At 34.0% G+C, this 24,883-nt stretch carries 26 protein-coding genes; 25 read left to right on the forward strand and 1 reads right to left on the reverse strand.

Annotated features, from left to right (window positions below):
• Positions 1-525 precede the first annotated feature (525 nt).
• The 6 genes from AC0L8O_RS09920 (at position 526) to AC0L8O_RS09945 (ending at position 6,960) form a co-directional block, all read left to right on the forward strand.
• The gene (locus AC0L8O_RS09920) at positions 526-2,169 is read left to right on the forward strand and encodes a DUF2075 domain-containing protein (protein WP_473447740.1); all 1,644 of its coding nucleotides are present in this window, start codon (positions 526-528) and stop codon (positions 2,167-2,169) included.
• Between the two features lie 4 nt (positions 2,170-2,173).
• Positions 2,174-2,512: a nucleotide pyrophosphohydrolase gene (locus AC0L8O_RS09925; protein WP_175639289.1), complete on the forward strand. Its 339-nt coding sequence runs from the start codon at positions 2,174-2,176 to the stop codon at positions 2,510-2,512.
• Between the two features lie 373 nt (positions 2,513-2,885).
• The gene (locus AC0L8O_RS09930; protein WP_235991834.1) at positions 2,886-3,299 is read left to right on the forward strand and encodes an HXXEE domain-containing protein; all 414 of its coding nucleotides are present in this window, start codon (positions 2,886-2,888) and stop codon (positions 3,297-3,299) included.
• A 445-nt stretch (positions 3,300-3,744) separates the two neighbouring features.
• Positions 3,745-5,052 (forward strand): ABC transporter substrate-binding protein, encoded by a 1,308-nt coding sequence (locus tag AC0L8O_RS09935; protein WP_473447742.1) that lies wholly within the window; start codon positions 3,745-3,747, stop codon positions 5,050-5,052.
• 98 nt (positions 5,053-5,150) lie between these two features.
• On the forward strand, positions 5,151-6,035 hold the full coding sequence (locus AC0L8O_RS09940) for a carbohydrate ABC transporter permease (protein ID WP_102231614.1): 885 nt from the start codon (positions 5,151-5,153) through the stop codon (positions 6,033-6,035).
• Positions 6,036-6,051: 16 nt separating this feature from the next.
• Positions 6,052-6,960, forward strand: coding sequence for a carbohydrate ABC transporter permease (locus tag AC0L8O_RS09945; protein WP_180967976.1), 909 nt, complete (start codon positions 6,052-6,054; stop codon positions 6,958-6,960).
• A gap of 4 nt (positions 6,961-6,964) precedes the next feature.
• On the opposite strand, the gene AC0L8O_RS09950 is transcribed toward AC0L8O_RS09945, so the two are convergent.
• Positions 6,965-7,861: an AraC family transcriptional regulator gene (locus AC0L8O_RS09950; protein ID WP_473447745.1), complete on the reverse strand. Its 897-nt coding sequence runs from the start codon at positions 7,859-7,861 to the stop codon at positions 6,965-6,967.
• 131 nt (positions 7,862-7,992) lie between these two features.
• Here AC0L8O_RS09950 and AC0L8O_RS09955 point away from each other — a divergent pair, with 131 nt between their 5' ends.
• From AC0L8O_RS09955 to AC0L8O_RS10045, 19 genes are all read left to right on the forward strand, one after another.
• Positions 7,993-9,456 carry a hypothetical protein gene (locus AC0L8O_RS09955; protein ID WP_473447747.1) on the forward strand — a complete coding sequence of 488 codons (1,464 nt, stop codon included), beginning with the start codon at positions 7,993-7,995 and terminating at the stop codon, positions 9,454-9,456.
• Positions 9,434-9,631 carry a hypothetical protein gene (locus AC0L8O_RS09960; protein ID WP_473447749.1) on the forward strand — a complete coding sequence of 66 codons (198 nt, stop codon included), beginning with the start codon at positions 9,434-9,436 and terminating at the stop codon, positions 9,629-9,631. The genes AC0L8O_RS09955 and AC0L8O_RS09960 overlap by 23 nt, the downstream gene beginning before the upstream one ends.
• 150 nt (positions 9,632-9,781) lie before the next feature.
• Positions 9,782-11,719 carry a glycoside hydrolase family 127 protein gene (locus AC0L8O_RS09965; RefSeq protein WP_473447751.1) on the forward strand — a complete coding sequence of 646 codons (1,938 nt, stop codon included), beginning with the start codon at positions 9,782-9,784 and terminating at the stop codon, positions 11,717-11,719.
• Between the two features lie 192 nt (positions 11,720-11,911).
• A complete protein-coding gene (locus AC0L8O_RS09970; RefSeq protein WP_473447753.1) occupies positions 11,912-12,088 on the forward strand; it encodes a hypothetical protein in 177 nt (58 codons plus the stop codon).
• Between the two features lie 153 nt (positions 12,089-12,241).
• The gene (locus tag AC0L8O_RS09975) at positions 12,242-12,526 is read left to right on the forward strand and encodes a hypothetical protein (RefSeq protein WP_473447755.1); all 285 of its coding nucleotides are present in this window, start codon (positions 12,242-12,244) and stop codon (positions 12,524-12,526) included.
• A 192-nt stretch (positions 12,527-12,718) separates the two neighbouring features.
• The gene (locus AC0L8O_RS09980; RefSeq protein ID WP_473447757.1) at positions 12,719-14,965 is read left to right on the forward strand and encodes an McrB family protein; all 2,247 of its coding nucleotides are present in this window, start codon (positions 12,719-12,721) and stop codon (positions 14,963-14,965) included.
• Positions 14,940-15,956 carry a DUF2357 domain-containing protein gene (locus AC0L8O_RS09985; RefSeq protein WP_473447759.1) on the forward strand — a complete coding sequence of 339 codons (1,017 nt, stop codon included), beginning with the start codon at positions 14,940-14,942 and terminating at the stop codon, positions 15,954-15,956. The genes AC0L8O_RS09980 and AC0L8O_RS09985 overlap by 26 nt, the downstream gene beginning before the upstream one ends.
• Before the next feature lie 54 nt (positions 15,957-16,010).
• Entirely contained in the window at positions 16,011-16,427 is a 417-nt protein-coding gene (locus tag AC0L8O_RS09990; RefSeq protein WP_473447760.1) for a nuclease domain-containing protein, read from the forward strand.
• A gap of 24 nt (positions 16,428-16,451) precedes the next feature.
• On the forward strand, positions 16,452-16,775 hold the full coding sequence (locus AC0L8O_RS09995; RefSeq protein WP_473447762.1) for a nucleoside triphosphate pyrophosphohydrolase: 324 nt from the start codon (positions 16,452-16,454) through the stop codon (positions 16,773-16,775).
• A 17-nt stretch (positions 16,776-16,792) separates the two neighbouring features.
• Complete coding sequence (locus tag AC0L8O_RS10000) at positions 16,793-17,179, forward strand: hypothetical protein (protein ID WP_473447763.1); 387 nt, start codon at positions 16,793-16,795, stop codon at positions 17,177-17,179.
• Positions 17,180-17,225: 46 nt separating this feature from the next.
• Positions 17,226-17,720 carry an HNH endonuclease gene (locus AC0L8O_RS10005; RefSeq protein WP_473447765.1) on the forward strand — a complete coding sequence of 165 codons (495 nt, stop codon included), beginning with the start codon at positions 17,226-17,228 and terminating at the stop codon, positions 17,718-17,720.
• A 143-nt stretch (positions 17,721-17,863) separates the two neighbouring features.
• Positions 17,864-18,751: a glycerol kinase gene (locus AC0L8O_RS10010; RefSeq protein WP_473447767.1), complete on the forward strand. Its 888-nt coding sequence runs from the start codon at positions 17,864-17,866 to the stop codon at positions 18,749-18,751.
• A 159-nt stretch (positions 18,752-18,910) separates the two neighbouring features.
• Positions 18,911-19,390: a hypothetical protein gene (locus AC0L8O_RS10015; protein WP_473447769.1), complete on the forward strand. Its 480-nt coding sequence runs from the start codon at positions 18,911-18,913 to the stop codon at positions 19,388-19,390.
• Positions 19,348-19,551, forward strand: coding sequence for a hypothetical protein (locus AC0L8O_RS10020; RefSeq protein WP_473447771.1), 204 nt, complete (start codon positions 19,348-19,350; stop codon positions 19,549-19,551). Before AC0L8O_RS10015 ends, AC0L8O_RS10020 begins: the two co-directional genes overlap by 43 nt.
• Positions 19,552-19,564: 13 nt before the next feature.
• Complete coding sequence (locus AC0L8O_RS10025) at positions 19,565-20,752, forward strand: endonuclease NucS domain-containing protein (RefSeq protein WP_473447773.1); 1,188 nt, start codon at positions 19,565-19,567, stop codon at positions 20,750-20,752.
• 728 nt (positions 20,753-21,480) lie between these two features.
• Positions 21,481-21,609, forward strand: a complete 129-nt coding sequence (locus AC0L8O_RS10030) for a hypothetical protein (protein WP_473447775.1) — start codon at positions 21,481-21,483, stop codon at positions 21,607-21,609.
• Positions 21,610-21,642: 33 nt separating this feature from the next.
• On the forward strand, positions 21,643-21,951 hold the full coding sequence (locus tag AC0L8O_RS10035) for a hypothetical protein (RefSeq protein ID WP_473447777.1): 309 nt from the start codon (positions 21,643-21,645) through the stop codon (positions 21,949-21,951).
• Between the two features lie 252 nt (positions 21,952-22,203).
• Entirely contained in the window at positions 22,204-22,539 is a 336-nt protein-coding gene (locus tag AC0L8O_RS10040; protein WP_473447779.1) for a hypothetical protein, read from the forward strand.
• A 327-nt stretch (positions 22,540-22,866) separates the two neighbouring features.
• A complete protein-coding gene (locus AC0L8O_RS10045; protein WP_473447781.1) occupies positions 22,867-24,882 on the forward strand; it encodes an ATP-dependent nuclease in 2,016 nt (671 codons plus the stop codon).
• Position 24,883: the final 1 nt, after the last annotated feature.

Below are 24,883 nucleotides of genomic sequence, written 5' to 3' on the forward strand. Positions count from 1 at the left end.
AGAAAATTAACAGGCATCAACGATCTGTATATTAACTTCATTCGATATGAAGTCAGGTGTGGAATTGCTTCAGTAAGCTCTTATTCATGCTGGTGTTAATATGCGGCAGAGATAGAGGGGTGGCTTTTGACTTCCTTAGAGGAAGCAAAAAAGCCACCCCTTGCTTTACTTCCTACTATTGTATTTTTAAAAACGTTTTGTTTCACGTCCATAACCATCAACTTACAATGAATCCTTGAATACGCGAACAATCGAGTAAGAATTTGTATCATCGGTTTCGACCATTCCTTTGAGGTATACATAGTGAATTCTAGGATTAAACACAGTAGTATCAAAAAAGGAGTTATTTAATCTAAGTAGTTCCAATATATTCCACTATTAATTGGTATAAAAGGTATATAATTGGTGATCAGAAAGAGTGTTACTAGTCTAAAAGTGATATAATTAACAATGCCTTGCCACTTTTGGCAATCTTTTCATTGCGTTTAGAAATGTTATTTTAGAAAAAATATCAAGGTGGTATATATGTCAGAGGTAGAAATTGTTTCGTGGCCATTTGGAGAAGATAGCATAAATCAACTTAATAACCGGGAATCATATGTAAATTATCCAGTCATTTATTTATTGAATAATGCTAAAGAAGCATATATCGGTGAGACAGTATATTTTAAAAAACGAATGCGTGCCCATTTGAAGAAATCTGAGCGGCAAAAACTGAATCAAATGCATCTAATTAAACATGATAAATTTAATCGTTCTGCGACATTTCATTTAGAAACAAAGCTAATCAATTACTTTTTAGGTGATGAACGGTACAAGCTTCAAAATAAAAGTAAAACGACGAATGAATTTTCTCATAATTATCATAATAAACCATATTTTGAACAAATGATTTTTAAAGATATTTGGAAGGAACTTGTTACAAAAGGTGTTGTTACACATGAACAACATGTAATTGAAAATAAGGATATCTTTAAATTGTCACCTTTTAAAGAGTTATCATTAGAACAATTAGATTTAAAAGAGAAGGTTATACAATTTTGTGAGAAACAGGTTCAATCCGAGCGAAGTGAATATGGTAGCTTGTTTGTTGTAAGGGGAGAAGCAGGCGTTGGAAAAAGTGTAGTATTAAGTTCTATATTTAATACAATACAGGAATACACGAAAGAGGCATCTTCACCGTTTCATAATACTGAAAATTATTTAGTAGTAAACCACGAAGAGATGATAAAAACATATAAAGGTATTGCGTCTCAATTAAAGTATTTAAAAGCAAAAAATTTTGTTAAGCCTACACCGTTGATTAATCAACTAAAGAAAAAAGATAGTAAAGCAGATATCATATTAGTTGATGAAGCACACCTACTCTTAACACGATCCGATACATACAATAATTTTCATGATCAAAATCAGTTAGAAGAATTACTAAAGCTAGCAAAAGTAGTTGTAATGGTATATGACGCGGATCAGGTATTAAAGTTAAAAAGTTTGTGGCAGGAGATTACACTAGAAAATTTGATTTCAAAAAGTGGACATGCTGAATTTTATGAGTTATCAAATCAATTCCGTATGCAAGCAAATGATCAAGTTATTGAATGGATAAATGAATTCAAACAAAAACGACTATTACCACTTCCTGTTGACGAAAATTATGAATTTAAAGTATATGGATCTCTAAAAGAAATGCATGAAGAGATTAAAAAGAAGAATTCACGCTTTGGTTTGAGTCGTGTTGTATCTACGTTCGATTATATACACAAGAAAGATGGAGACATTTATTATATTAAGGAAGATAGTGGCAGTTACCAAATTCCATGGAATATAACAGATAGTAAATACACATGGGCAGAAAGAGAATCCACTGTAGAAGAAGCAGGTTCAATTTATACGATTCAAGGGTTTGACTTAAATTATGTTGGAGTAATATTAGGTCCTTCAATAACTTACGATGAAGATAAAGGTCAATTGGTCGTTAATATAGATGCATATAAAGATATTGGAGCTTTTACAGGAACAGAAGGTATCGATAATGTAGATGCAGCAAAAGAACGAATTATCTTAAATTCAGTCAATATTCTAATGAAGCGAGGCATAAAAGGGCTATATTTATATGCTAGTGATGAAGCATTACGAAACCAACTTCTAAATTTTCAAAAAGAAGGAAGGTGAAAATATGAGTGAACTCAAACGATTAACAGATATGGTAGTAGCTTTTAGAGATGAGCGTGATTGGCAACAGTTTCATAATCCTAAAGATTTGGCGTTATCAATCTCATTGGAAGCAAGTGAATTACTTGAGAATTTCCAATGGAAAACAAGTGAAGAAGCTGTTGAAAAAAACGCAGAAAATATAAAGGATGAACTAGCTGATATTGTCATTTATTCTTTATTATTTGCAAATGAAACAGGAATCGATCTTGTGGAAGCTATCGAACAAAAAATCCAAAAGAATAATGAGAAATATCCAGTAGAGAAAGCGTATGGGAGTAAGACAAAATACTCTGAGTATTAAAAATGTTATTAAGAATTGGGTGGGAATACCCGGGAAAATTTTCGCTATGTCCCACAGATCTTTGAGGATTAAAACTTCAATTGCCTACTTTCATAGAAGCATTAAGGTAGAGTTGTACAACATACTCCTTATTCAAGTAAACAAGGCTAATCTTCGAGAAGGAGATTTGCCTTTTGATGTTAAAGTAAAAATCAGAAAAAGATACGAATTTAAAAGGGTTTCCTCCATGTCGAATAATAAACCTAATCAAAGAGGAGGAAAACATGGGAAACTTTAACGAAGAAGATGGATCAAAGTTTAAAAAATATTATTACTTTTTCCACTCCTATATTTCATTCATGATCTTGAAGAAATCATAACAGTAGAAAAATTTATTGAAGAAAAATCAAACATACTATCTTTTAGTATAACAATTTTGGAGTTTTCATTTGCATTTATTCTACTATGGATTTTTGCTTCAATAGGATGTTATAAAGCATTTTTTGTTAAAAGGTTTATGGGCATGAATCCAACTACTTACCTTGCATTTTTAGTACCTGGAATTCTTTTGGCAAATGGTATTGGTCATTTCTTACAATTTATTTTCTTCAAAGAATACGTTCCAGGCATTATTACATCCATCTTTATTTTGTATCCTTATTCTTTTTTTACAGCCAAAGTTCTTATTACTGAAAGATTAATGACTAAAAAAAGACTTCTTAGCTATTTTCTAATAGAATTTGTATTACAAGCACCGCTTGCACTCATTGCACTTTTTATTTCAAAACGCATATTATCTTTATTTTGAGTTAAAGGAGCATTAATTAAGACATGTAGCAAACAGTAAATTTTAATTATCAATTGTATAAATCAGATACCTGAGTTAGTAGCTTAATATATTTTCAAGGGGACTGTTCTCTGAATACAACGTTTGTTGCCAGAGAATCGTCCCTTTATTTATCTTTAGGAAAACATGAAAGGGAACTTAACGAAGATTAATATTTTATTAAAGTAATTTATCTTAAAGCTAACAAAAGTCATTTTTGTACACCTATTGTTATTTTAAGTCCACTTACAAGTTAAGGTCGAGGTGATAATATAAAACTATCGAAATAAAGCGCTTACAAATTAGGTAACGGATTTAATTTAGAGACTAGTTTTAAGGACAATGGTAGAACCTTCACGAATCGCAATGGTTCGTTGAAAGTTATAATAAAAATTTTCAACAATTAATAAAAGGGGAGGTATGTAAGATGAGGAAGTGGATAAAATTGCTTTTTGTGATGGCCATGGTGTTTTCTTTAATTCTAGCAGGGTGTCAGTCAAAAGAGAGTTCATCTGGTGGAGGAAGTAAGGATGGAGTAGTAACTCTAAAGTTTATGGGATGGGAAGCAAGTCCACTGGAAACTGAAAGTGTAAAAAAAGGGATTGCAAAATTTGAAGAGGCTCATCCAAATATTAAAGTTGAGTATACACCAGTACCAGGTGATCAATACGCATCTAAATTACTAACGATGATGGCTGGTGACGCAGCTCCCGATGTATTCTTCTTAGGAGCTAGTGACTACCGTTCTTTCCAGGAACGCGGTGTTTTACTTGATTTAACTCAGTACTTTGAAAATGAGTTAGACATAGACGATTTTATCCCCTCATCTGGTGGAATAATGTCAATTGATGGAAGCATTTATGGAGTGAGTAGCTGTACAGTATCTCCTGTCTTGTATTACAACAAGGATTTATTTGATCAAGCAGGTATTTCTTACCCACCAAGTAACCCTGATGAGGCATGGACATGGGATGAGTTTACAAAAGCTGCTGCACAATTAACTGTTAAAGATGGAGATAAGGTAACACAATTTGGAACTTATGGCTTTGAAACATTTGCAAATACAATAGCAGGAATCCTTGAAAATGAAGGATCTGTTTTTAATGATGATTTCACTGCAACAACAATAAATTCACCACAAACAAAAGAAGTGTTAGAAGCAATCTTAACTGTTAAACAAAATGGTTATAGTCCAGAAGCAAAATTGTTAGAGGAGTCTGGTATGAGTGCTTCACAAATGCTTCAAACAGGTAAAATTGGAATGCTGATTGAAGGTTCATGGGCACTACAACAACTTGCACAAATGGACTTCCCTGTTGGCATTGCTGCATTACCTAAGTTTGATGTAGCTAGTACCACTGGCCAGGCACACCTTCACTCTGCATCGGCCAATACAAAACATCCTGAAGAAGCATGGGAGTTTATTAAGTTTCTATCCTCAGAAGAGTATCAAACTGACTTAATTAGTTCAGGTCTATGGATGCCTAATAGAACTTCTCTTTATACAGAAGAAGGAATTGAAAAATGGTTTAATGCAGACGTACACCCTAAAGAATTTAAAGAGTTAGTCCCTTATTTCCAAAATGCAGCCGTTGATCCATTTGCAATCAACAAGTTGAATCAGATTGACGATATCATGATCGAAGAGTTGGATAAATTCTGGTATGATGGACAGCCGTCGGAGGATATCTTAGCGAACATCGAGAGAAGAGTGAACGAAGAGTTCGCTAAATAGACTGAATGTTCAGATTATGCAGGTGTATGATGATGATTTAATAGATTAAACTCAGATTATACCTGCATACTTCTTCTATAGATTAAGGGGGGATAAATTTGAAGCAAAAACTTAAAACACTATTACATAAGGATGGTCCATGGGCGTTTATCTTGCTGCTACCAAGTATTCTTGGATTCTTTATTTTTGTTCTTTTCCCTGTAGTTGCATCATTTCTTCTTAGTTTTACAAGTTGGGATTTACTAACTCCTATAAAATGGGTTGGTTTCGAAAATTATTTCAAACTTTTTAAGGACGAAACCTTTATAAAAGTGTTGTGGAATACATTATATTTTACAGCTGTGACAGTTCCAATTGGGATTATTATCTCTCTCTTTCTAGCTGTTGCCCTGAATCAGAAGATAAGATTTATTAAGTTTTATCGAGCTGCTTACTTTTTACCAGTTATTTCTTCTATGGTTGCAGTGGCTGTCATTTGGCAGTGGATTTATAACCCTGAATATGGTTTGCTAAATTTCATTTTAAGTCTTTTTGGAATTGATGGTCCTAGCTGGTTAAGTGATACAAAATGGGCGATGCCAGCAGTAATGATTACGAGTATTTGGAAGGGCTTAGGCTTTAATATGTTAATTTTCTTAGCGGGTATTCAAGGGATATCGGAATCCTATTATGAAGCAGCTGAAATTGATGGGGCAACATGGTTTAAAAAGTTTATTCACATCACTGTCCCGTTATTAAGACCAACAACATTTTTCGTTACAGTTATGGCAATCATAGGGTCATTCCAAGTATTTGATGCGGTTTTCTTATTAACACAAGGAGGCCCAGCACGATCTACATCTGTTCTTGTCCATTATTTATATCAAAACGGTTTTGAGTATTTTCAAATGGGCTATGCTAGCGCGATGGCTTATATTTTATTCTTTTTAGTTCTTGCCTTCACATTAATACAGTTTACATTGCAAAAGAGAAGAGAGGTATAAAAAAGGGGGGATATGAATGAGTAAATCAACACCACAGGATTCATTGAGTGTTTCACCTGTGAAAATTAGTCCCAATAAAAGACTAAACTTAAAAAGGAGAAAGGTATTTAATTACCGAAACTTATTGGCCCATCTATTTCTGGGGCTAGGTGCGATTATGATGTTATTCCCGTTTGTTTGGATGGTTAGTACTTCATTAAAAGATTTGAGCGAAGTATTTGTCTTTCCACCTACCTTGTTTGGAGAAGAAATCAGATGGGACAATTACTTAAGAATATCTGATCGTTTTCCATTTATGACTTATTTTCTAAATAGCTTAAAAGTAACTGGTGTAATCGTTATTTCACAATTGTTAACTAGCTCTATGGCAGGCTTTGTTTTTGCAAGATTAAATTTTAAAGGTCGTGATTTATTATTTGGCTTGTATATTGCAACCTTAATGATTCCAACACAAGTAACAATGATTCCTAACTTTGTCATTATGCGTTTTTATGGATTAGTTGATACACATGCAGCCTTAATTTTACCAGGATTGGTTAGTGCATTTGGAACGTTTTTAATGAGACAGTTCTTCTTATCTATTCCAAAGTCATTAGAAGAAGCAGCCAGAATTGATGGTTGTACTCCATTCGGTATTTATTGGCGTATATTTGTTCCGTTAACAAAGCCAGCAATGGCAACCCTAGGAATCTTTGTATTTATGGGCGCTTGGAATGATTTTTTTAGTCCACTCGTTTATATTAATACCCAAAGTAAAATGACACTTCCTTTAGGATTAGCATCCATGCAAGGAATGTATGCAACAGACTGGCCAGTACTAATGGCTGGTACGGTAATTAGCGTATTACCTGTGATCCTTGTTTTCTTGCTTGCTCAGGATGCGTTTATTAAAGGTGTTACTCTATCGGGCATAAAAGGTGAGTAATAAATTATTGTTTATTCATTTTCGTCCGAAAATAGGATTCGCGATATTCTGTTGGTGTCATTTTCTCGTATTTTTTGAATAATTTCATAAAATACTTTTCATCTTGGACACCAACATTATATGCGATTTCCTTTATAGAGTCATTCGTACTAGAAAGATAATCCTTGGCTTTTGAGATCTTTAGTAGGTTAATATATTCAATTAATGTCATACCTGTACCTTTCTTGAAATAACGAGATAAATATTCGCGATTATAATTGAATTTATCAGCTATTTCGGTAACAGTAATGTTCTCTAAAGCATGGATTCTTGTCCACTCCATAATTTTATTTAAATTAGTATCAGCTATAACGGAAGAAGAATTGAAGTTAAAATTTGAAATGATTTGCTCTGTTACTTCAATGAGTAGTGAGGTGACTAAATAGTGCCCACTATGATACGTATAATAGTTTGATCGATAGACATGTAATAATTGTCTAAACATGATATTAATCCGGTCAATACTTGCTGGTGTAAAGAACATAGGAATGTAGATATATGTATTAGATTTGTAATAATTAGGATTTCTGCGTAATTTTGCAATCTCTTCATTCATTGTTGCTTCATCAATTAGTGTGAAGTTATCTGAACATAAAAAATGGAACCAGTAAAAGGATACCTTTTCCTCACACGTGGCAAAACCTCCATGTGGTTGATGAGGAAGAATGAGTAAAACATCACCTGGATTGACTTCATATTTATACTCACCTTGCTCCATATATAGAGTTTTGTTGACGCCAATAATGATTTCAAAGCTATCAATATTACGTTTTGAGTGAATCCAAGGTGTTTCGGACATAAAATACCCACCTGAGATAAACTCAATCGGGGTGTGAATTGAAGTCTTTAAAAACATTGTCATCCTTTTCCCACCTTTATATGTAAGGATTTATTTTTTAAAAGAGATATATACTCTCAATCTAGTTTTTATTAACTATTCGATGGTTATGAATTAATACCTTTAAATTTTTCAAGGAAGATCGGAGGCTTTCTATGTACACAATTGGTTATGATTTTGGAGATACGCTTATTCAATTAAAGCAACTACAATTTGCTGTCAGGTTATTTACTGAAAATAATGTCTATGCACCAGACCCTGATAAAGTAACCGTGAGTAAAGAAGCGAACCTCGTATCTCTAAAGGCAGATGGCCTGTCTTGGGCTGGAAATCAAGAAAAAGCAGACGGTAAAATAGAAGTAGAAATAACGGTTGAAAAAGATGGAAGGTATGTTGTTCATGCGAAGGGTTCGCATTCAACGGAACGTTGTAAATCAATGCTAGTGCAGGTACTAGGTATTAATTTACAGTCTATTCAATTTGATCAAAATAAAAAAGAAGTGATTGAACGAAATAGCTACAAACGAGATATAAAAGCAAAACATTATCCAACTTCGATGAAGATGCCGCTTGTATTTGTCGAAGATCAAGCGAACAATAAATGGTTTGCATTATCAAAGGATGACAAACTTAGATTAAAAGGCTTTGCTAGCCATTATGATCCATATCTTCAAACACAAATACTAGACTTGTCGCATGAGGAAGACAAACGTTATCGTTCCAATGAGATTGAAATGCCACCATGGCATATAGGCTTCACACAGAATGAGAATGAGATCATTCTAGAAAGATGCAATGACTTGGAACAAAACTTTGGTTTAGTGCCTTTTCACCAGAGAAAGGATACGCCCGAGTGGTTAAAAGATATTAAACTGGTAACAATTCTTCATGGTGAACACTGGACAGGACATGTGTTCAATACTTTTTCCGATATGGAGAAGCGGTTGGAATGGATTGCGAATGAAATTGATGGAAAAGAAGTCCTCGCTTTTCTCCCTGGTTGGGATGGAAGATATTATAATAACTATCCGGAATACGAGCCTAGTAAACGGATGGGAGGAGAAGAAGGGCTTAAGAGTTTTGTGAATAGAGCACACGAACTTGGTGTGAGGGTTGTACCTATGCTAGGAGCAAATAATGCAAACATTGAGACGATGAGGAAACTTGGTCTAGAAGATGCCGTAACACGAGATTCCTGGGGCCTTGAGAAAAGATGTGACTGGGTTGATTGGGATTACGATCTATCAACTGAAAATAATTGTATGCTAGCGAATATGGGCCACCCTGGCTTTCTTCAGCATATGATTGATAAATCTAACTATCTAGTAGAAACCATTGGTGTAGATGGAATCTTTTTAGATATCAGCATCTTTTGGGCAAATGATCCACATTACTCACCTTATGAGGGCTTAGTTAAGTGGGCGCAGGAGATGAAAAAAAATCATCCTGATTTACTATTGTTTGGAGAAAACAGTTATGATGTGCTCTGGGGTGTATTCTCTATTTTCCATGAATTAGGTTATCCTGCTGGTCATGGCCATGCGCTTTATCGATACTGCAGGCAAACCCATTATCTTGCATATCCAGCCCCAGCGCATGGGATCCGGTGGTATCCATGAATTTGCATGGAACCAAAGCGGGTTACCATGGGAAAGAGAGGTTCCAGAGTTAATCCCAACGTTATCAGTTGTATCAGATACAATTGATAAAAATGGGCATGGGGCTAAGTATCTCATCCATACAGCAAGAAATTGGAATCAAGTCTATCCTGGAGTGTCAGGTTATCAAGAATAGAGATTGATTAGTAGATTCAAAAAGTCATTTTTGTCCACCTATTGTTTGTTTATTCTACCGACTACTTTAGTTGAAACTGCTATTCTTATATTGATGTAATCGCTATCAATCGTTATCTAAAAAAATATTTGTTAGGAGAGATGAAAGCTTATGAAAAAAACAATTGAAAACAAGGCAAATAAAACTCAAATCACAGACAAATTTTGGGGACATTATTTAGAAGTTGTACGCGATCAAGTGATTCCTTATCAATGGGAAGCATTGAACGATCGAATCCCAGGTGCATCACCAAGTCATGCAATTGAAAATTTTAAAATTGCAGCGGGAGAAACTGAAGGTGAGTACTATGGAATGGTGTTCCAGGATAGTGATGTAGCAAAGTGGCTAGAAGCAGTCGCATTTAGTTTGGAAAACCACCCAAATGAAGAACTAGAAAGAACAGCTGATGAAGTGATTGCGTTACTAGGTAGAGCGCAAGGAGAAGATGGGTATCTTAACACATATTATACAGTTAAGGAACCAAACAAACGCTGGACAAATGTCAGGGATAATCATGAGCTCTATTGTGCTGGACATCTAATAGAAGCGGCAGTTGCTTATTTCAAAGCAACAGGTAAAAGAGAATTCCTTGATATTATGTCTCGTTATGCTGACTACATTGATACTGTTTTTGGACCAGAAGAAGAGAAGTTAAAAGGCTACCCTGGGCATCAGGAAATAGAGCTTGCCTTAGTCAAATTATATGAAGTAACTAATAACGAAAAGTATTTAAATCTAAGTAAATACTTTATCGATGAGCGTGGTAAACAACCGCATTACTTTGATATTGAAAAAAAGAACAGAGAAGATGAAAGACCGTTTTGGTTTAATAACGATTATGCATATCATCAGGCACATCAACCTGTAAGAGAACAAGACAAAGCGGTAGGGCATGCGGTTCGTGCTACATATATGTATACTGCAATGGCTGATCTTGCTGCAAAAATCGGCGATGAGGAACTAAAGAAAGCATCTGAAAGACTATGGGAGAATGTTACTCAAAAACAAATGTATGTAACAGGTGGCATTGGTTCAATGGTATTCGGAGAGGCATTCTCGTTTGATTATGATCTGCCAAATGACCTTTCTTATACTGAAACATGTGCATCTATTGCGTTAGTATTTTGGGCAAATCGCATGCTTAACCTTGAAGCCAATAGTAAATATGCTGATGTCATGGAAACTGCATTATATAATGGAACAATTAGTGGAATGGATTTAGACGGCAAAAAGTTCTTCTATGTGAATCCACTTGAAGTTTTACCAGAGGCAAGTGAAAAGCGAAACGATAAAAAGCATGTTAAAGCAGTGAGACAGCCATGGTTCGGATGTGCTTGTTGCCCACCTAACTTAGCTAGATTAATTGCCTCAATTGGCCATTATATCTACTCTCAAAAGGAAACAGAATTATTTGTGCATCTTTATATGGGTAACGAAACAACAGTTGAAGTGGATGGAACGCAAGTCCAAGTTATTCAAAAAACAGATTACCCATGGGACGGAAAAGTGTCTATCCAAATCAATCCTGAAAAAGAGCAAGTTTTCACATTAGCATTACGTATTCCAGGTTGGGCAAAAGGAGCAACTGTGAAAATTAATGGAGAAGGATTTGATCATATTCCATTGTTAAAGAATGGCTATGTGTACATTAACCGTAATTGGAAAGCAGAAGATACAGTAGAGCTCGTATTCCCGATGGTCATTGAACGTATCCAATCAAACCCTCAGGTCCGTCAAAATGTTGGAAAAGTGGCATTACAACGTGGACCAATTGTTTATTGCCTTGAGCAAGTAGATAATGATGAAAATCTACATGGTTTCTTCTTACCAAGAGATGCTGAATTAACGGCAGAATTTGTTCCAGACTTACTTGATGGTGTTGTTGTCATTTCTTGTGAAGCTGAACGAATTGTAGAGGCTGACTGGAATAGTTTGTATCGTCCTGTTTCTGATCAAACTACACCTGTTCAAATTAAGGCTGTACCTTACTATGCATGGTGTAACCGTGAACCAGGAGAAATGATTGTTTGGATTAATGAGAAAAGATAATAGTAGATAGATAATAATTTAATTTGAAAAGGAACAGGGATCTGTATGAAAATACGGTTCCCTTTTTCATAAAATAAGAAAGCATTCCTGTAATAAAGCAAAATGAGGTTTGAATAAAAAAAGTCCCCTTGGTATGATACGAGGTGTCCAAAGCTGCGCAGCAAAAGGACAATAGACCAATGAGGACTCAACATGAATTTTAAACAAAATGATAGGATTTTACAACTGACAGAAAAAACCTTAATTGTGGGAGTGGAAATTGCTAAACATAAGCAAGTTGCTCGTGCCCAAGATTATAGAGTTATTCAGTTTGGGAAAGCTCACACGTTTTTAAATTCATTTGAGGGATTTGAAGGCTTTATTCGATAGGTTAATAATAAAGGTGCCTGTCACTGCCCGAAGTATGTCGAAACATATCGACAAACTACGGGTGGTGACAGGCACTTTTACTAAGTACATTTAGTAGAAGAGCTTGATGAGTCATTTTCGGAACGTTTGTTACGGCTGATTTGTGAAAGAGGGATGACGGACGTTGAGACCTATAAACGGGCGAATATTGATCGTCGTCGCTTGTTTTCAAAAATACGAAATGAAGCCGAGCACTCTCCTAAAAAGAAAACAGCCATTGCTTTAAAGCTAAATGAAGTTGAACAGACGAATTGCTGTCTGCCGCAGGATAAACTTTGTCTAGTAGTAGTAAATTTGATGTCATTTTATACAAGTGATGATGTACGAGCGGATAAAGTATTATTCGTCATTACAACGGATGGAATGGAAAATGCAAGTCGCGAAAGTATAAGAGATTGAAAAGGTATGAATACAAAGTAATAAGGATTCACTATCATTATTTTCGTATTTGAAAGTTTGGAATTTGTCCTACATATCCATTAGCCAATAAAAATTGGATTTGACAAAAACCTTCATATTTAGTTAAAAATCTGAATTTTATGTATTAAAATAGTAATAGGTATATTCTTACTATTTAAGGAAGTGACAATCATGATACAAGCAAACAATCTAGTTGAAATAATGAACATAGAAGATACAACCTTAAGAAACCAAAGAATCCTAGATGAAGTCCAGCCATTAGCAAGACGACTCATGGACTCTTTTATCGCAAAATACAGTGAACGTGATTCTTATTTACTTCAATTAAAAATACATACACATGAACAAACAATTAAAACGACGATTACAGATTCAAAAAATCCTAAATACGCAGAAAAGAAACAGCACTACGGAAACAAGGGCTTCGTGGAATTAATTGATGAGAAATTATATGAAAGTCCATTATTTATCCTAAAACTTGAGTTCCATTTAGCATCACGTGAAATCCGCATGATGATGAGCTCTGATTTTTATCCATTTTGGGTTTTATCGAAACGATCACAGATTCATGAACTTGAGAGAATGGTAGAGGAGCTAGATGATGATCTTCAAATCTTTACGATTGAAGAGAAAAAGAACTTTATCGATAAAAATGAGTTTAATGATAGAATTTGGCAGTACATAAAAAATAAAAGAAAGCCCACCATTTACTTCGGAAAAATTGTACCGCTGGAGGGGTTGATAGAAGAAGAGGAAGTTGTTGATCAGCTTTGGGATACATATCAAAAATTAACCCCGGTGCGTAGCGTTCTAGAAAAAGAAGCAGCTGAGCATAGTCATGCGATGTTATTGATTAAGAGAATCCAAGAAGGAACAGCTCCTTTTAACATAGAACTTTTCTCCAAATCATATCAAGTCATCATTGAGGAAGAAGTAAAAAAGGTAAAAACCAATGATTATAAGCAAATGTTTTACATATATGATCAAGATCAATTAATTACAGAAGGACATATTGGATACTTTACTCGTGATCCGCATGAATCTATTGGAATATTTATTGGCAATTACGGTCAGATTTTTCATCGAATCCGTAAACTTGCGAATCAAACAAATTTTGATTGGTATATTAAAAAGGCTTTTTATCATCGTGGCAAGTATAACCAAAACAATGAAAATCAAATCTATCAGGAAATTTCAGTAAAAGAATTAAGAAATCATAACTATAACTTAAGTGCTGCAAATTCTTTTTATGTTGGAACATATAAAGGAGTTGACGAAGGCTTTACGGAACCTATTTCAACAATAAAAGAACGCCTTGTAACAGCAGCAGCTATTTTTGCTGATACAACTGAGTTTCTAACCTTTCCAAAGGGAGTTCAAGCACCTGAACCTTCTGAAGAAGAGGACGAAGAGTTTGATCCAGAATTGGAGAGTTCCTTCGACTTCGCCAGCATCCTGGACCTTGTCGAACAAAGTGGTTTCACGTTCTCACTCGATATTATAAGAGATTTCTACTTAAACCTAACAAGCCTAGACGACAAACATTTTGTCATCTTAAGTGGAATTTCCGGTACAGGTAAAACACAACTATGCCGTGTATTTGCCAATGCTGTCTACGGACTTGATTATAGCGAGGAAAATCCATACTTAAAAATCGTTCCAGTCCGACCAGATTGGATGGATGCAACATCGCTATTTGGCTATTATAGTTCTTTTGAAAAACGATACATGAGAACTGAGTTTTTAGATATGTTGCTGCAGGCGAATGAAGAAAAAGACAAGCCTCACTTCAGTGTCTTAGATGAAATGAACCTAGCTCGTGTGAAGTATTATTTAAGCGACTATTTAAGTGCGGTTGAATCAAGAAAACCAATTCAGCTGCACAAAATAGATGATCTAAAGGATGTGCCAAAAACGATTGAAATCCCGCACAACTTCTATGTCATTGGGACAATAAACGTTGATGAAACAACCCATAGTATTTCGGACAAAGTACTTGATCGCTCCTTTGTTATGACTCTTTCAGATGTTGACTTTTCAAGCTTCTGGGATCGTTTAGAAGAAAAATTCAAGAAAACGGTCCAGACAGAATGGGATTTATTATTAACGATCCATCGACATCTTACAACATACGACCTACACTTCGGTTATCGAACAATGAATGAAGTGATTCGCAAATTGTATAAGAACAGTATGTTGCCAGAGGAGCTGCGAATGGAGCATTTAGTTGCACTAGATCGTGTTATAGCTGAAAAGGTCATCCCTAAAATTAGAGGGGATGAACGTATTACAGACTTATTGGACACCCTAGAAAACTTATTTTTCCAACAGTTTGGCGAGAAAGCTCAAGCTTATAAACATATAGAACGCATGAGAGAGGAATTAGAGCGATATGGCTCCACTCAATTCTGGCGTTAACATAACCGTATGGGATGAATATCAAAAAAACTGGGTAGCTCTAAATAAAATCTATCTTGAAGAAGCAAAAATCTATCGATGGAAAACACGATCAAAGGGAACATTTCAATTTAGAATGCAGCACCTTTCCATACCAATGACCAAAACACATGAAGGCTGGGAAGGAGTCTTTGAAACTCCCTTTCAAAGTGGAATTGTTTCATTTACACTCAGCACTCAAGAAGCAGAAGATACGATTGAAAACTATGTGTATACCGATCATCGGAAGCTAACCGAGCAGCAATACCAATGCATTTTAGATGAGTTATTAAAAGAAGCAAGCATTTGCTTTCAACAATCTGGATTAGAAACGAATATATCTACGAGCGGATTCACAAGAGAATGCTCCATGTTACAGTGGATGTATATTGAATCATCCATATACAAACTAAGAAACACCTTTCAAAAAATCGAAGCACATCCGTTACGAAATCTGCGCAAAGAAGAAGTATTAATGAGACGTGAACGTGTAAAGTCTGTGACACCAAGAAGCATCGCATGGTTGGAACGGTATGGAGAAAGCTTTGGTGGAACACCAACAAAGCTACCAAGCCACATCCAAACAACAAAAGTAGAAGAAACATATAATGTGTACGAAAATCGAGTCATTCTCTTACAGCTTAATGAGCTAGAGTCACTACTAAAAACCTACAAATTTATAAATGATCTTGATATTCAAAAGAAAGCTACTCAATATCTGGACTGGATCAGTCTATGGAAAAAAGCAGAGTTCCTACAAGGTCTAAGACCTCATACAGGACCTGTAAAAATAACTCAAGTGTTTCGGAAGCATCCCGTTTACAGACTTTGGTACCAATGGTTTCAGTCACTTTATCAGTTTAAAACGATTACTTTTGATATCGAACAAAAGTTAAGTTTAAAAGACACGTACCTATTATATGAAATGTGGTGCTTCATGCAGATCATTCGTACCCTACGTGAACTTGGATAACTAAATGATACTGCTGAGTTATTCACCAAAAAGGACGGCTACCATTTCTTACGTTTGGCTGAAAACAAAGAAAGTGTGATAAAGCTTAATAATGGTGGAAAGGTAATCTACCAGAAGATTATTCAATCAAATACAAACCCATACTACTCATACACGCAAAGAATGATCCCTGATATCGTTATTGATTATCAGAATCAGCTTTATGTCATGGACCCTAAATACCGTATTCCTGCTAATCTTCCAATGGCGCTTGGGGAGATGCATAAATATAGGGATGGGATTTTAGCAAGAGATGATGATATGAGGGTTGTGAAAGAGGTTTATATTTTGACCCCTACGGAGTGTTATATGCCGAGTGATAAGGATTTTTATGATGGTGGGTTTCATGAGAGGTATAGGATGGGGGCGTTTTGTTTCTCGCCTGGGGAAAGTAATAAGATTTTTAAGGAATGGGTAGAAAGAATAGTTTAAATTGCACAAAAAGGAATGGGATCTATGCCAATTTACAACAAACTTGTCCGAGACAAAATACCTGAGATCATAAATTCATCAGGAAAGGAATTCCGAACAAAACAATTAAATGAAGCTGAATATATAAAAGAGTTAAGAACAAAATTAGATGAAGAAATTAGTGAATATCACGAAACGAATACAGCCGAACAAGCACTAGAGGAACTAGCAGATGTGTTGGAAATCATACATAGTCTGGCGGTTGTTCATGGGTCTAATTTTGAAGCAGTAGAAGAAATTCGCAAAGCAAAACAAATAAAGCGTGGAGGTTTTCAGGAAAAAATTTTCCTGATTGATGTGGAAGATTAGATTCAGGAGGAAAGGTATTGAGCCATAAATTAAAAATCGGTGAGCTAAAAGAGACGTACCTAACTGATGAGGACATATGGAGAATATACACCATCGTTTTATCAAGCAAATCTGTCAAATCGTCTACATACAAATATGCACTCATTAAAGCGTTAATAGAAAATTTGTATCAAATAAATGAAGAATTTGAATTAACTTACGATCAATTAGCTTACTCGTTTACTAAGATCTATTGGAACTTAATTGTCCATCACAACTTGTTAAACCAAAACAGAGGAAAAACAGCTAGAGTGGTTTCAATTATTAAAGAGGAACAAATCAAAAATGGCATTCCCTCTAAAATGGTTTTTGATAAAATCGATGATTCATTACAGGTGAAGCTAGTTAAGCTTTTATGCATTTGATCATAAAAAAGAGGTCCTAAAACTTAACCCTTCTGTTCACGCGTTTATGCTGAACTATCAAAGACTAATTGTGAACCTGACAAATTACCATATGGCAGCCATGATTGAACAACTAAATGAAGTGCCAAGCATTAATTATCTTTTAGGAAAAGTAGAGAGCATTGCAAAACGATCCTCGCTAAAACCTTTTGAAAAAATTTTGTTAACTTATTTTCAAGCGGATTGCTTCTATTGTGGTAAGAAATTATCCAATAGCAAGAGAGAAACACACGTTGATCACTTCATTCCTTGGTCATTTGTTCAGTCAGATCATATATGGAATCTCGTATTAGCTTGTCATACATGTAACAGTTCGAAAAGTGATAAGTTACCGACGAGAAGCTATTTAGAATTAATTATTGATAGGAATCAAGCATTAAGTGATATACAGGAGGATTCTTCCATTATGACTTTAATGAATAATTATCAGTCAAAAAAGATTATTATGCTTTATGATTATTCGATTAAGAATGGGTTTGATTCAATATGGTTGCCTAAATAATTAGTATTTAAAATTGTATTAAGTAGTAAATATATAGGGATAATTTATAAGCCATTTATAAGTTCCAATTAACAAAAATTAAAAAAATTGGGAATATCACCGATAATATAAATAACAAGAAATTTATAAATAGGGTGATTGTAATGACCAAAAAATATTTATCAACAACAGCCCTCTCTAAGGAAATACAACTACCTGCAAAGGAAGTTTTTCAATTGTTGTCAGAGAGTGGATTAGTAATAAGAAAAGAAGAAAACTGGATTCTAACTGATAAAGGGAAAGAAAAGGGAGGACTTGTAAAATCCCACCCTAAATTTGGGACTTATATTGCTTGGTGCGAAGATTTCAAAAATGATTCCATTTTCAAAACAGGAAACCTTAATCCAAAACTCGTAACCTCAACTGCTTTAGGGAGTCACTTTGGAATTTCAAAGTTTAGAATTAATCCTATTCTATCGGAACTAGGTTTAATCCAAAAAGGGGTAAAGGGATGGTTAGTTACTCCACTTGGTAAGCTAATGGGCGGAGAGCAATTTGAATATGATAAGACAGGGATTCCCTATGTTTGCTGGAATCCAGGTATTCTATCTAAAAAAAGTATTATCAATTCAATGAAAGAGATACAAGGTGAAACATCTACAGAAGAGAAACCTGAGAATAATCAATCTAATATTGGGTTTAGAGAAAAGTTTGAAGCAAAGCTTAGAACAGCTGATGGACATTATGTACGTTCAAGAGCTGAGATGTTAATTGACAATTGGCTTTACATGTCCGAGATAGTACATGCTTTTGAGAGAAAACTTCCAGTTGAAGAAGATGTTTACTGTGACTTTTACTTACCTGTTGGAAAGGTTTATATTGAGTTTTGGGGTTTGGAGAATGACGAAAAGTATAAGGATAGAAAACAAGAAAAGATAAAAATTTATCAGAAATATGGATTTAATTTAATAGAGTTGAACGATGATGATATCAAAAACTTGGATGATGTATTGCCTAAGAAGTTGCTTAAATTTGGCATTCAGGCCTATTAATATTGAAATCAATATATAAATAGAAGGAAAAAAACTAGAGCTTGTCTCTTACTTAATCCAGGATCAGCCATACTTGATAAAGATTTAATTTATCACTTGATTTGGTAGGTTCAGCGAGTGGATGGATAACAACAAAGGATCCAACGATGGAGCAATTAATTGCATTCATCGAAAAAATTCATGAAAAGAAACAGCTTATTTCAGGAAGGTTTCATACCTATAATTTATTCAATCTTCAAAAATACTAAATCTGAAAATGCTATTGATACATTCGAAGAGCTCGTATCATCTGGTGAGTACGATATTAATGAGTCATTAGTATCGCTAAATGAATTGGGCAAGCATCCATGGCTTCTGCTTGGATCGGGAGTCAAGCGGGAAAAACGATTGAAAACCCTTCAACTTACCAAAGAATTATGGAGAGAAATGATAGTAGAATCAAAGATCAATACAGTCGGCAAAAAGCATGCAAAGAAGAATGACTATTATCACCTATGTCCTTTAATTCCAAACAAAAGACTTTTAATGGTTGAAGAACTGTCTCTTTATATAAACATAAATTTAGTGAGATACAAGAAGGTTAAAAAAGGTACACGTTGCTTAAATGGAATGGAGAATATGGAGCTGCAGCGAGATTAATAGTTCGAGATAACATCACAAGCAGACAAAGTTTGTTTACCCCTGGCAGATGCGAAGATCTACTTTGGTTTAAATCGGATTTAGCAAATGATGAAGTTGTTTCCGGGTGGAATGATTTTGGAAATGAAAGTATTGATGATTTAGAGCCGATTGCTTTTTAAGGTGGGGAATGAGATGCAAGTTTTATCTGAAAAGGAAATTGAAGATATTTTGGTGTTACATCCTGAATTGATTGAAACTGGTCTTACTCTTTTAGGAAGGCAACAACAATTAGAGCATCGTAGAACAGATTTAACCTTTAGAGATAAAATGGGTAGGCTATTGTTAGTTGAGTTAAAGAAAGATATTGTTCAAAAAGAGCATGTAGACCAAATAGGGGATTATATTCACAAACTAAAGAAATCTTATGATGGTGAAATACGAGGGGTTTTAATCGGGCAAGTAATACCACCATCTATACAATCACTCTGCAATCAAAAGAACATTGAATGGAAAGAGATATTAGTCAATGATATTTACTCATACTTACAAACAAAAAACAGTGACTTGCTCGATCAAATGTTCTTCTCTGAAAAGTTGCATAAAAGAGCAAAAGACGTTAAAACAATGAATTTTCAAGAATATCTAAATGAAACTTCACCATTTGGAGTTCCTTATACATCGTATCAATTTTTTAATCCGATTGATGCAAGTCCAGAATTAAGTGATGATAACGAAGCTAATCAATTGGTTGCTGATCAATTTAAGGATATGATTTTAAGATTGCAATTTGATAGAACGATGTTTGATGGAATTGTTAGGGTTATTCGGAAACCAGATTCTGAAGCCAGGTGGGTTATTAAAACAAAAGACGCTGCTTGGCAAGGGTATATCTTGGATTATTTATTATATACAAAAGATTCTTTCCAACCTATCCCTTGTGAATTATACTTGGGTTCAATTGGCTATAGAGGAAACAAGCCAACTTTTAAAGATGGCAAATCAAGATTTATAGTTTTAGATATTGGGAAGGGGAAGCAAAAAGCAACTACCCAATATGGGGTACATAAATACTTACGAACTGAGAGTAAGGCTCTTTATCCCTTTTATGAATTGAAATTTAATGCTGTCGGTATCCCTAAAATTAATTGGGAAAAAATATACTATTCCTTAAATCATTTTGGATATTATGTTAGGAATTCTGATGATAGAAAATCAAAATTACTTTGGATTGGTGATTTAGAACTTGATAAACCAGATTCTGATATAAAAATTGGAAACCTGATAGAATCGTTATTTGCAACGACTATTGTAAAAGCACATTATAAAAAAGAAGGAAAAGGTATTTCTTTTGCTTTTCTTAACAGATTGTTTGAAATTTAAGAGGGGATAAAGCGGTGAAAGCATCCGAAACAAATTTTCTAAAATTTCTTCAAGGTACAAAACAGTTCATTATACCGATTTATAAATAGAAGTATAGTTGGGCTATTGGGAAATGTAAACAGCTTTGGAAAGATATTGTACGTGCATCATCAATGATAAAGTGCTTATTGCATATTAAATCGATTATATTTACATTTAGAAATCATTCAGCCAAAGTATAGAGGACAGTCAACGTCTGATCAACTTCATAGAGGAGTTGAACCTCTGTTTCTTTCACACCCTAATACAAATGAATTAATTGTAAACCATGTAGGGTATAGCTTTATTTCTTTGCATGGTTAAGAAGATGTAGTAAACAGGTTTTTATATAGAGGATTTTATATTGGGAAACTTAAGTCGTTATTAAATAGTGATATTGAGAGATAAAAAAGATTACCTGCTTTTTTGAATTTCTATTTTAGTTGGGTACTGCATTTTTATGTGCTACACATATTTTTATTACGAACTGAACTTTTGGTGTTCTATATAGCTTATCGGCTCATCTTTAAAAACATTAGATAAATAAAATATAAGTGGTTCAAAAATAAGGATCAAAATGTTCTTTGGATATGAATTTTCAAGTAATTCAAGGGAGTCATGGATTAATTGTTTTATAAGGCTGATAAGAATTTGTACAATAATAAGGGAGAAAAAAGGAATTGATCATTTAATAGAAAAAGGAGAAGTACATGTTTTATTGGGGAGAAATCAAAGATTTAGAAGAAATCACCCTAACAAAAGACATAACAAAAGTCTTTAAAGAAATTATGAATTCCTTTAATCAGGAATCAGGTGGGGTGTTTAAAGGACAAAAGTAACTGCTTCATAATATCGTTCAAGATGAATTAGTTATGTTAGCTAAACAGTACGGTCTTCATGGTCAAAAGGAGTATTTTATTGAGAGAAAAGGAATTGAAAGAAACGGCAAAATTGATGTAGCTTGGCATGGAAGTAATGGAGTAGAAGTTGTAATTGAAATAGATTCTACTGCCAGAAAAAAATCGGTTGACAAACTACTAAATTCAAAAGCTCCATATAAAATATGGCTGTTTTATGACTTTGAGTATCCAACTGAGTATATTCAAGTAGATTTAAAAAGGGAGATTAAAATAATTTATCTTCCTATTAACGTACAGAGAAAAAATTTAAAATTTTTTTGATATAAATATCATGAAGACTATTAGCGAGTACAAATTCAAAAGAAATATTATTAGTGATAAAATAGAAGTAGATACTGGGATGTCTGGTTTGACGCAAAGCCTGCGGAGGGCATTGGAATAGAAGTTGAATGGAAACTAGCCTGATGTTTTACTGAATTAGAAAAGTAAAATACAACAACTATAATCAAATTTATTTATTGTTTTGCTTCTCAAACAATTGTGTAAAAAAGAAAGTTAAAGGGGAATTGAAAAATGGAAATTATTGAATGGAATGTAGATGATATTGAACAAACTGTAGACTCTTTAGATGAAATGATCTTGGCTAATAACCTAATAGATGTATTAAATAGAGATGATTTTGATACAGATGAGATAAAAACAATAGATGCAATAGCAGTTTGTAAAATGAAGTTGTTTGGTGAATATAATGCTTTACTTGTAAGAAATATGGAAGAGTATTTATGTGATGCAGAAGTATATGTTTTGACTTGGGATGGTGAGGCATCAGAGGGAGGAGATATTTTTAAGCTGAATGCTTCAAATTTAGAAGAAATAATTAATGGAACAATTTTTGGTGGAACAAATTAAAATTATTTATTAACAGGACTATTGAAGATTTTTCTAACCTGCTTTATAGACAGAAATACCCGACCACCGGTATCTTTAGATCAAAACGAGTTAATTTTAATAACGATAAAACACTCACAAATGTTGATTTATCAATATTTGTGAGTGTTTTTTGTTTTTGAGGAAACCAAGTGGAAAAGGTAGATTTTGAATTGATTTTACACATTTTTTACACAAGAACTTTCATTTACTGCTTTAAGTTAGATGAGATTACTTTTTAGGTTTATGTATCAATTTTTTGAAGTGATACGATAGTCACAAAGAAACAATATATAGGAATAATTTGGTATGATAGAATTAACGAAAGAGACTGGAGGGATTGGTATCAAATTAACTAGTGTAACAGTAAGGAATTTTAGATCTTTTGGTAATGAAGCTCAATGTATACCGTTTGATAGTTTAACAGGATTAATTGGTGGTAATAGTACTGGGAAAACTGCTTTGTTAAGTTCATTATTAAGACTATTTGGACAGAAAAATACTGAAAGAAATCTTGTTAAGAGTGACTTTCACATCCCTTATGATTCTAACCCGGATAGTATTAAGGAGATTAACCTGACTATAGAGGCTAGAATTGAATTCGAAGAGCTAAAAGATGATTCAAGCTCAGCTAATGAAGGGGTACCACCTTTTTTTAGACAAATGGTGGTAGATGGACCTAATGAAATACCTTATATTCGAATTCGTCTGATTGGAAAGTGGATACAGGGTCAAACGCCTGAAGGAAATATTGAACAAGATATCTATTATGTTACGGTTCCTGAGGGACAAGATGAGAAAGATGCACTTCACCCAGTTCCATTACATCAAAGAAATTCTATACAATTGATCTATGTTCCTGCAATGCGTGATCCGGTGAATCAATTAAAAAATGCAACGGGTACATTATTGTGGAGAATTCTTAAAAATGTTGATTGGCCAGATACTATAAATGATGATATCCAGGAAAAAATGAAACCGGTTATAGAATTATTCAGTAGTGTTTCTGGTATTTCAAATGTTACAGACACACTTAATAATGAATGGACCAAATATCATAAAGAGAATAGATATCAAAATGCTAATTTAGTATTTAATAGTACCGATTTATCAACAATTCTAAAAAAGGTTGAAGTACATTTTTCACCAAATGAAGATGGTAAAGTATCAACTATATCTGAACTTGGTGATGGATTAAGGTCATTATTTTATCTTACTTTGGTATCCTCGCTACTTGAAGTAGAACAAAGTATAGAGAGTGAAAATAAGCCTGCATTGACCATATTAGCTGTAGAAGAACCAGAAAACCACGTCTCACCACATTTACTTGGTAGAGTTGTGAGCAATTTAAATGCTATTTCTAAAAATTCTAATTCACAAGTAGTATTTTCTTCACATAACTCTTCAATTATTAAAAGAATTGAACCAGAAATGATTAGACATATACAAATTAATAATGGAAACTCAATAGTTAACAAAATAACACTTCCAGATAAAACAAGTGAGGCTTTTACATATATTAAAGAAGCGATTAAAGCATATCCTGAATTATATTTCGCCAAGCTTGTAATCTTAGGTGAGGGGGACAGTGAAGAGATTGTCTTGCCTAAAATCCTTAGCGCGTATGACATTTATCCGGATGAAACTAGTATCTCATTCGTCCCTCTTGGAGGAAAACATGTAAATCACATGTGGAAGTTATTAAATCAATTATCTATCCGACACCTTACCTTATTAGATTTAGATAGGGAAAGACAAGGTGGTGGATGGGGTAGAATAAAATATGCTTTAAAACAGTTGATACTAAACGGTCATGATCCAGAAAATATATTAAATGTAATTATTGATGGAACTTCATTTACTTATTCGACAGAGGACCTTGAAACTTTTCATAATCAAAAAGTTGATGATATAAAAAATATGGATATATGGATACGAAAATTAGAAGAAAATAATGTCTATTTCTCGTACCCGTTAGATTTAGATTTTTCAATGCTTAAATTATACGAAGACAGATATAAGTCAACTATGCCTCATGGACCAAGAATACCTGATGAAATGACTGAAGAATATGTTAGAAAGTTAAATAGTTCAGTCCAGGCAACTTTAAAAAGTGACGAGGCAACAGGAACAACATATTCACCCGAAGAGCACAAATTAATGATTTGGTACAACTCTTTATTTTTGGGTAGGGGTAAACCGAGTACTCATATTGAAGCATTAGCAGATATAACTAATGAAGAATTACTTGAAAACCTTCCTGCTGAATTAAGTAAATTGGCTGAAAAAACTTTAAAAATTCTAAGCGATGATAGGGAGTATTAAC

The organism is Metabacillus sp. KJ11-3 (assembly GCF_055808295.1).

Excerpts from the sequence above, each read along its gene's own strand:
- AC0L8O_RS10010 (WP_473447767.1), top strand. The coding sequence starts at position 17,864 with ATGACCAAAAAATATTTATCAACAACAGCCCTCTCTAAGGAAATACAA.
- AC0L8O_RS10040 (WP_473447779.1), top strand. The coding sequence starts at position 22,204 with ATGGAAATTATTGAATGGAATGTAGATGATATTGAACAAACTGTAGAC.
- AC0L8O_RS09950 (WP_473447745.1), bottom strand. The coding sequence starts at position 7,861 with ATGACAATGTTTTTAAAGACTTCAATTCACACCCCGATTGAGTTTATC.
- AC0L8O_RS09920 (WP_473447740.1), top strand. The coding sequence starts at position 526 with ATGTCAGAGGTAGAAATTGTTTCGTGGCCATTTGGAGAAGATAGCATA.
- AC0L8O_RS09965 (WP_473447751.1), top strand. The coding sequence starts at position 9,782 with ATGAAAAAAACAATTGAAAACAAGGCAAATAAAACTCAAATCACAGAC.
- AC0L8O_RS09925 (WP_175639289.1), top strand. The coding sequence starts at position 2,174 with ATGAGTGAACTCAAACGATTAACAGATATGGTAGTAGCTTTTAGAGAT.
- AC0L8O_RS09975 (WP_473447755.1), top strand. The coding sequence starts at position 12,242 with ATGACGGACGTTGAGACCTATAAACGGGCGAATATTGATCGTCGTCGC.
- AC0L8O_RS09980 (WP_473447757.1), top strand. The coding sequence starts at position 12,719 with ATGATACAAGCAAACAATCTAGTTGAAATAATGAACATAGAAGATACA.
- AC0L8O_RS10005 (WP_473447765.1), top strand. The coding sequence starts at position 17,226 with ATGCTGAACTATCAAAGACTAATTGTGAACCTGACAAATTACCATATG.
- AC0L8O_RS09955 (WP_473447747.1), top strand. The coding sequence starts at position 7,993 with ATGTACACAATTGGTTATGATTTTGGAGATACGCTTATTCAATTAAAG.
- AC0L8O_RS09960 (WP_473447749.1), top strand. The coding sequence starts at position 9,434 with ATGGGATCCGGTGGTATCCATGAATTTGCATGGAACCAAAGCGGGTTA.
- AC0L8O_RS09985 (WP_473447759.1), top strand. The coding sequence starts at position 14,940 with ATGGCTCCACTCAATTCTGGCGTTAACATAACCGTATGGGATGAATAT.
- AC0L8O_RS09995 (WP_473447762.1), top strand. The coding sequence starts at position 16,452 with ATGCCAATTTACAACAAACTTGTCCGAGACAAAATACCTGAGATCATA.
- AC0L8O_RS10025 (WP_473447773.1), top strand. The coding sequence starts at position 19,565 with ATGCAAGTTTTATCTGAAAAGGAAATTGAAGATATTTTGGTGTTACAT.
- AC0L8O_RS09945 (WP_180967976.1), top strand. The coding sequence starts at position 6,052 with ATGAGTAAATCAACACCACAGGATTCATTGAGTGTTTCACCTGTGAAA.
- AC0L8O_RS09970 (WP_473447753.1), top strand. The coding sequence starts at position 11,912 with ATGAATTTTAAACAAAATGATAGGATTTTACAACTGACAGAAAAAACC.
- AC0L8O_RS10030 (WP_473447775.1), top strand. The coding sequence starts at position 21,481 with ATGTTTTATTGGGGAGAAATCAAAGATTTAGAAGAAATCACCCTAACA.
- AC0L8O_RS10045 (WP_473447781.1), top strand. The coding sequence starts at position 22,867 with ATGATAGAATTAACGAAAGAGACTGGAGGGATTGGTATCAAATTAACT.
- AC0L8O_RS09935 (WP_473447742.1), top strand. The coding sequence starts at position 3,745 with ATGAGGAAGTGGATAAAATTGCTTTTTGTGATGGCCATGGTGTTTTCT.
- AC0L8O_RS10035 (WP_473447777.1), top strand. The coding sequence starts at position 21,643 with ATGTTAGCTAAACAGTACGGTCTTCATGGTCAAAAGGAGTATTTTATT.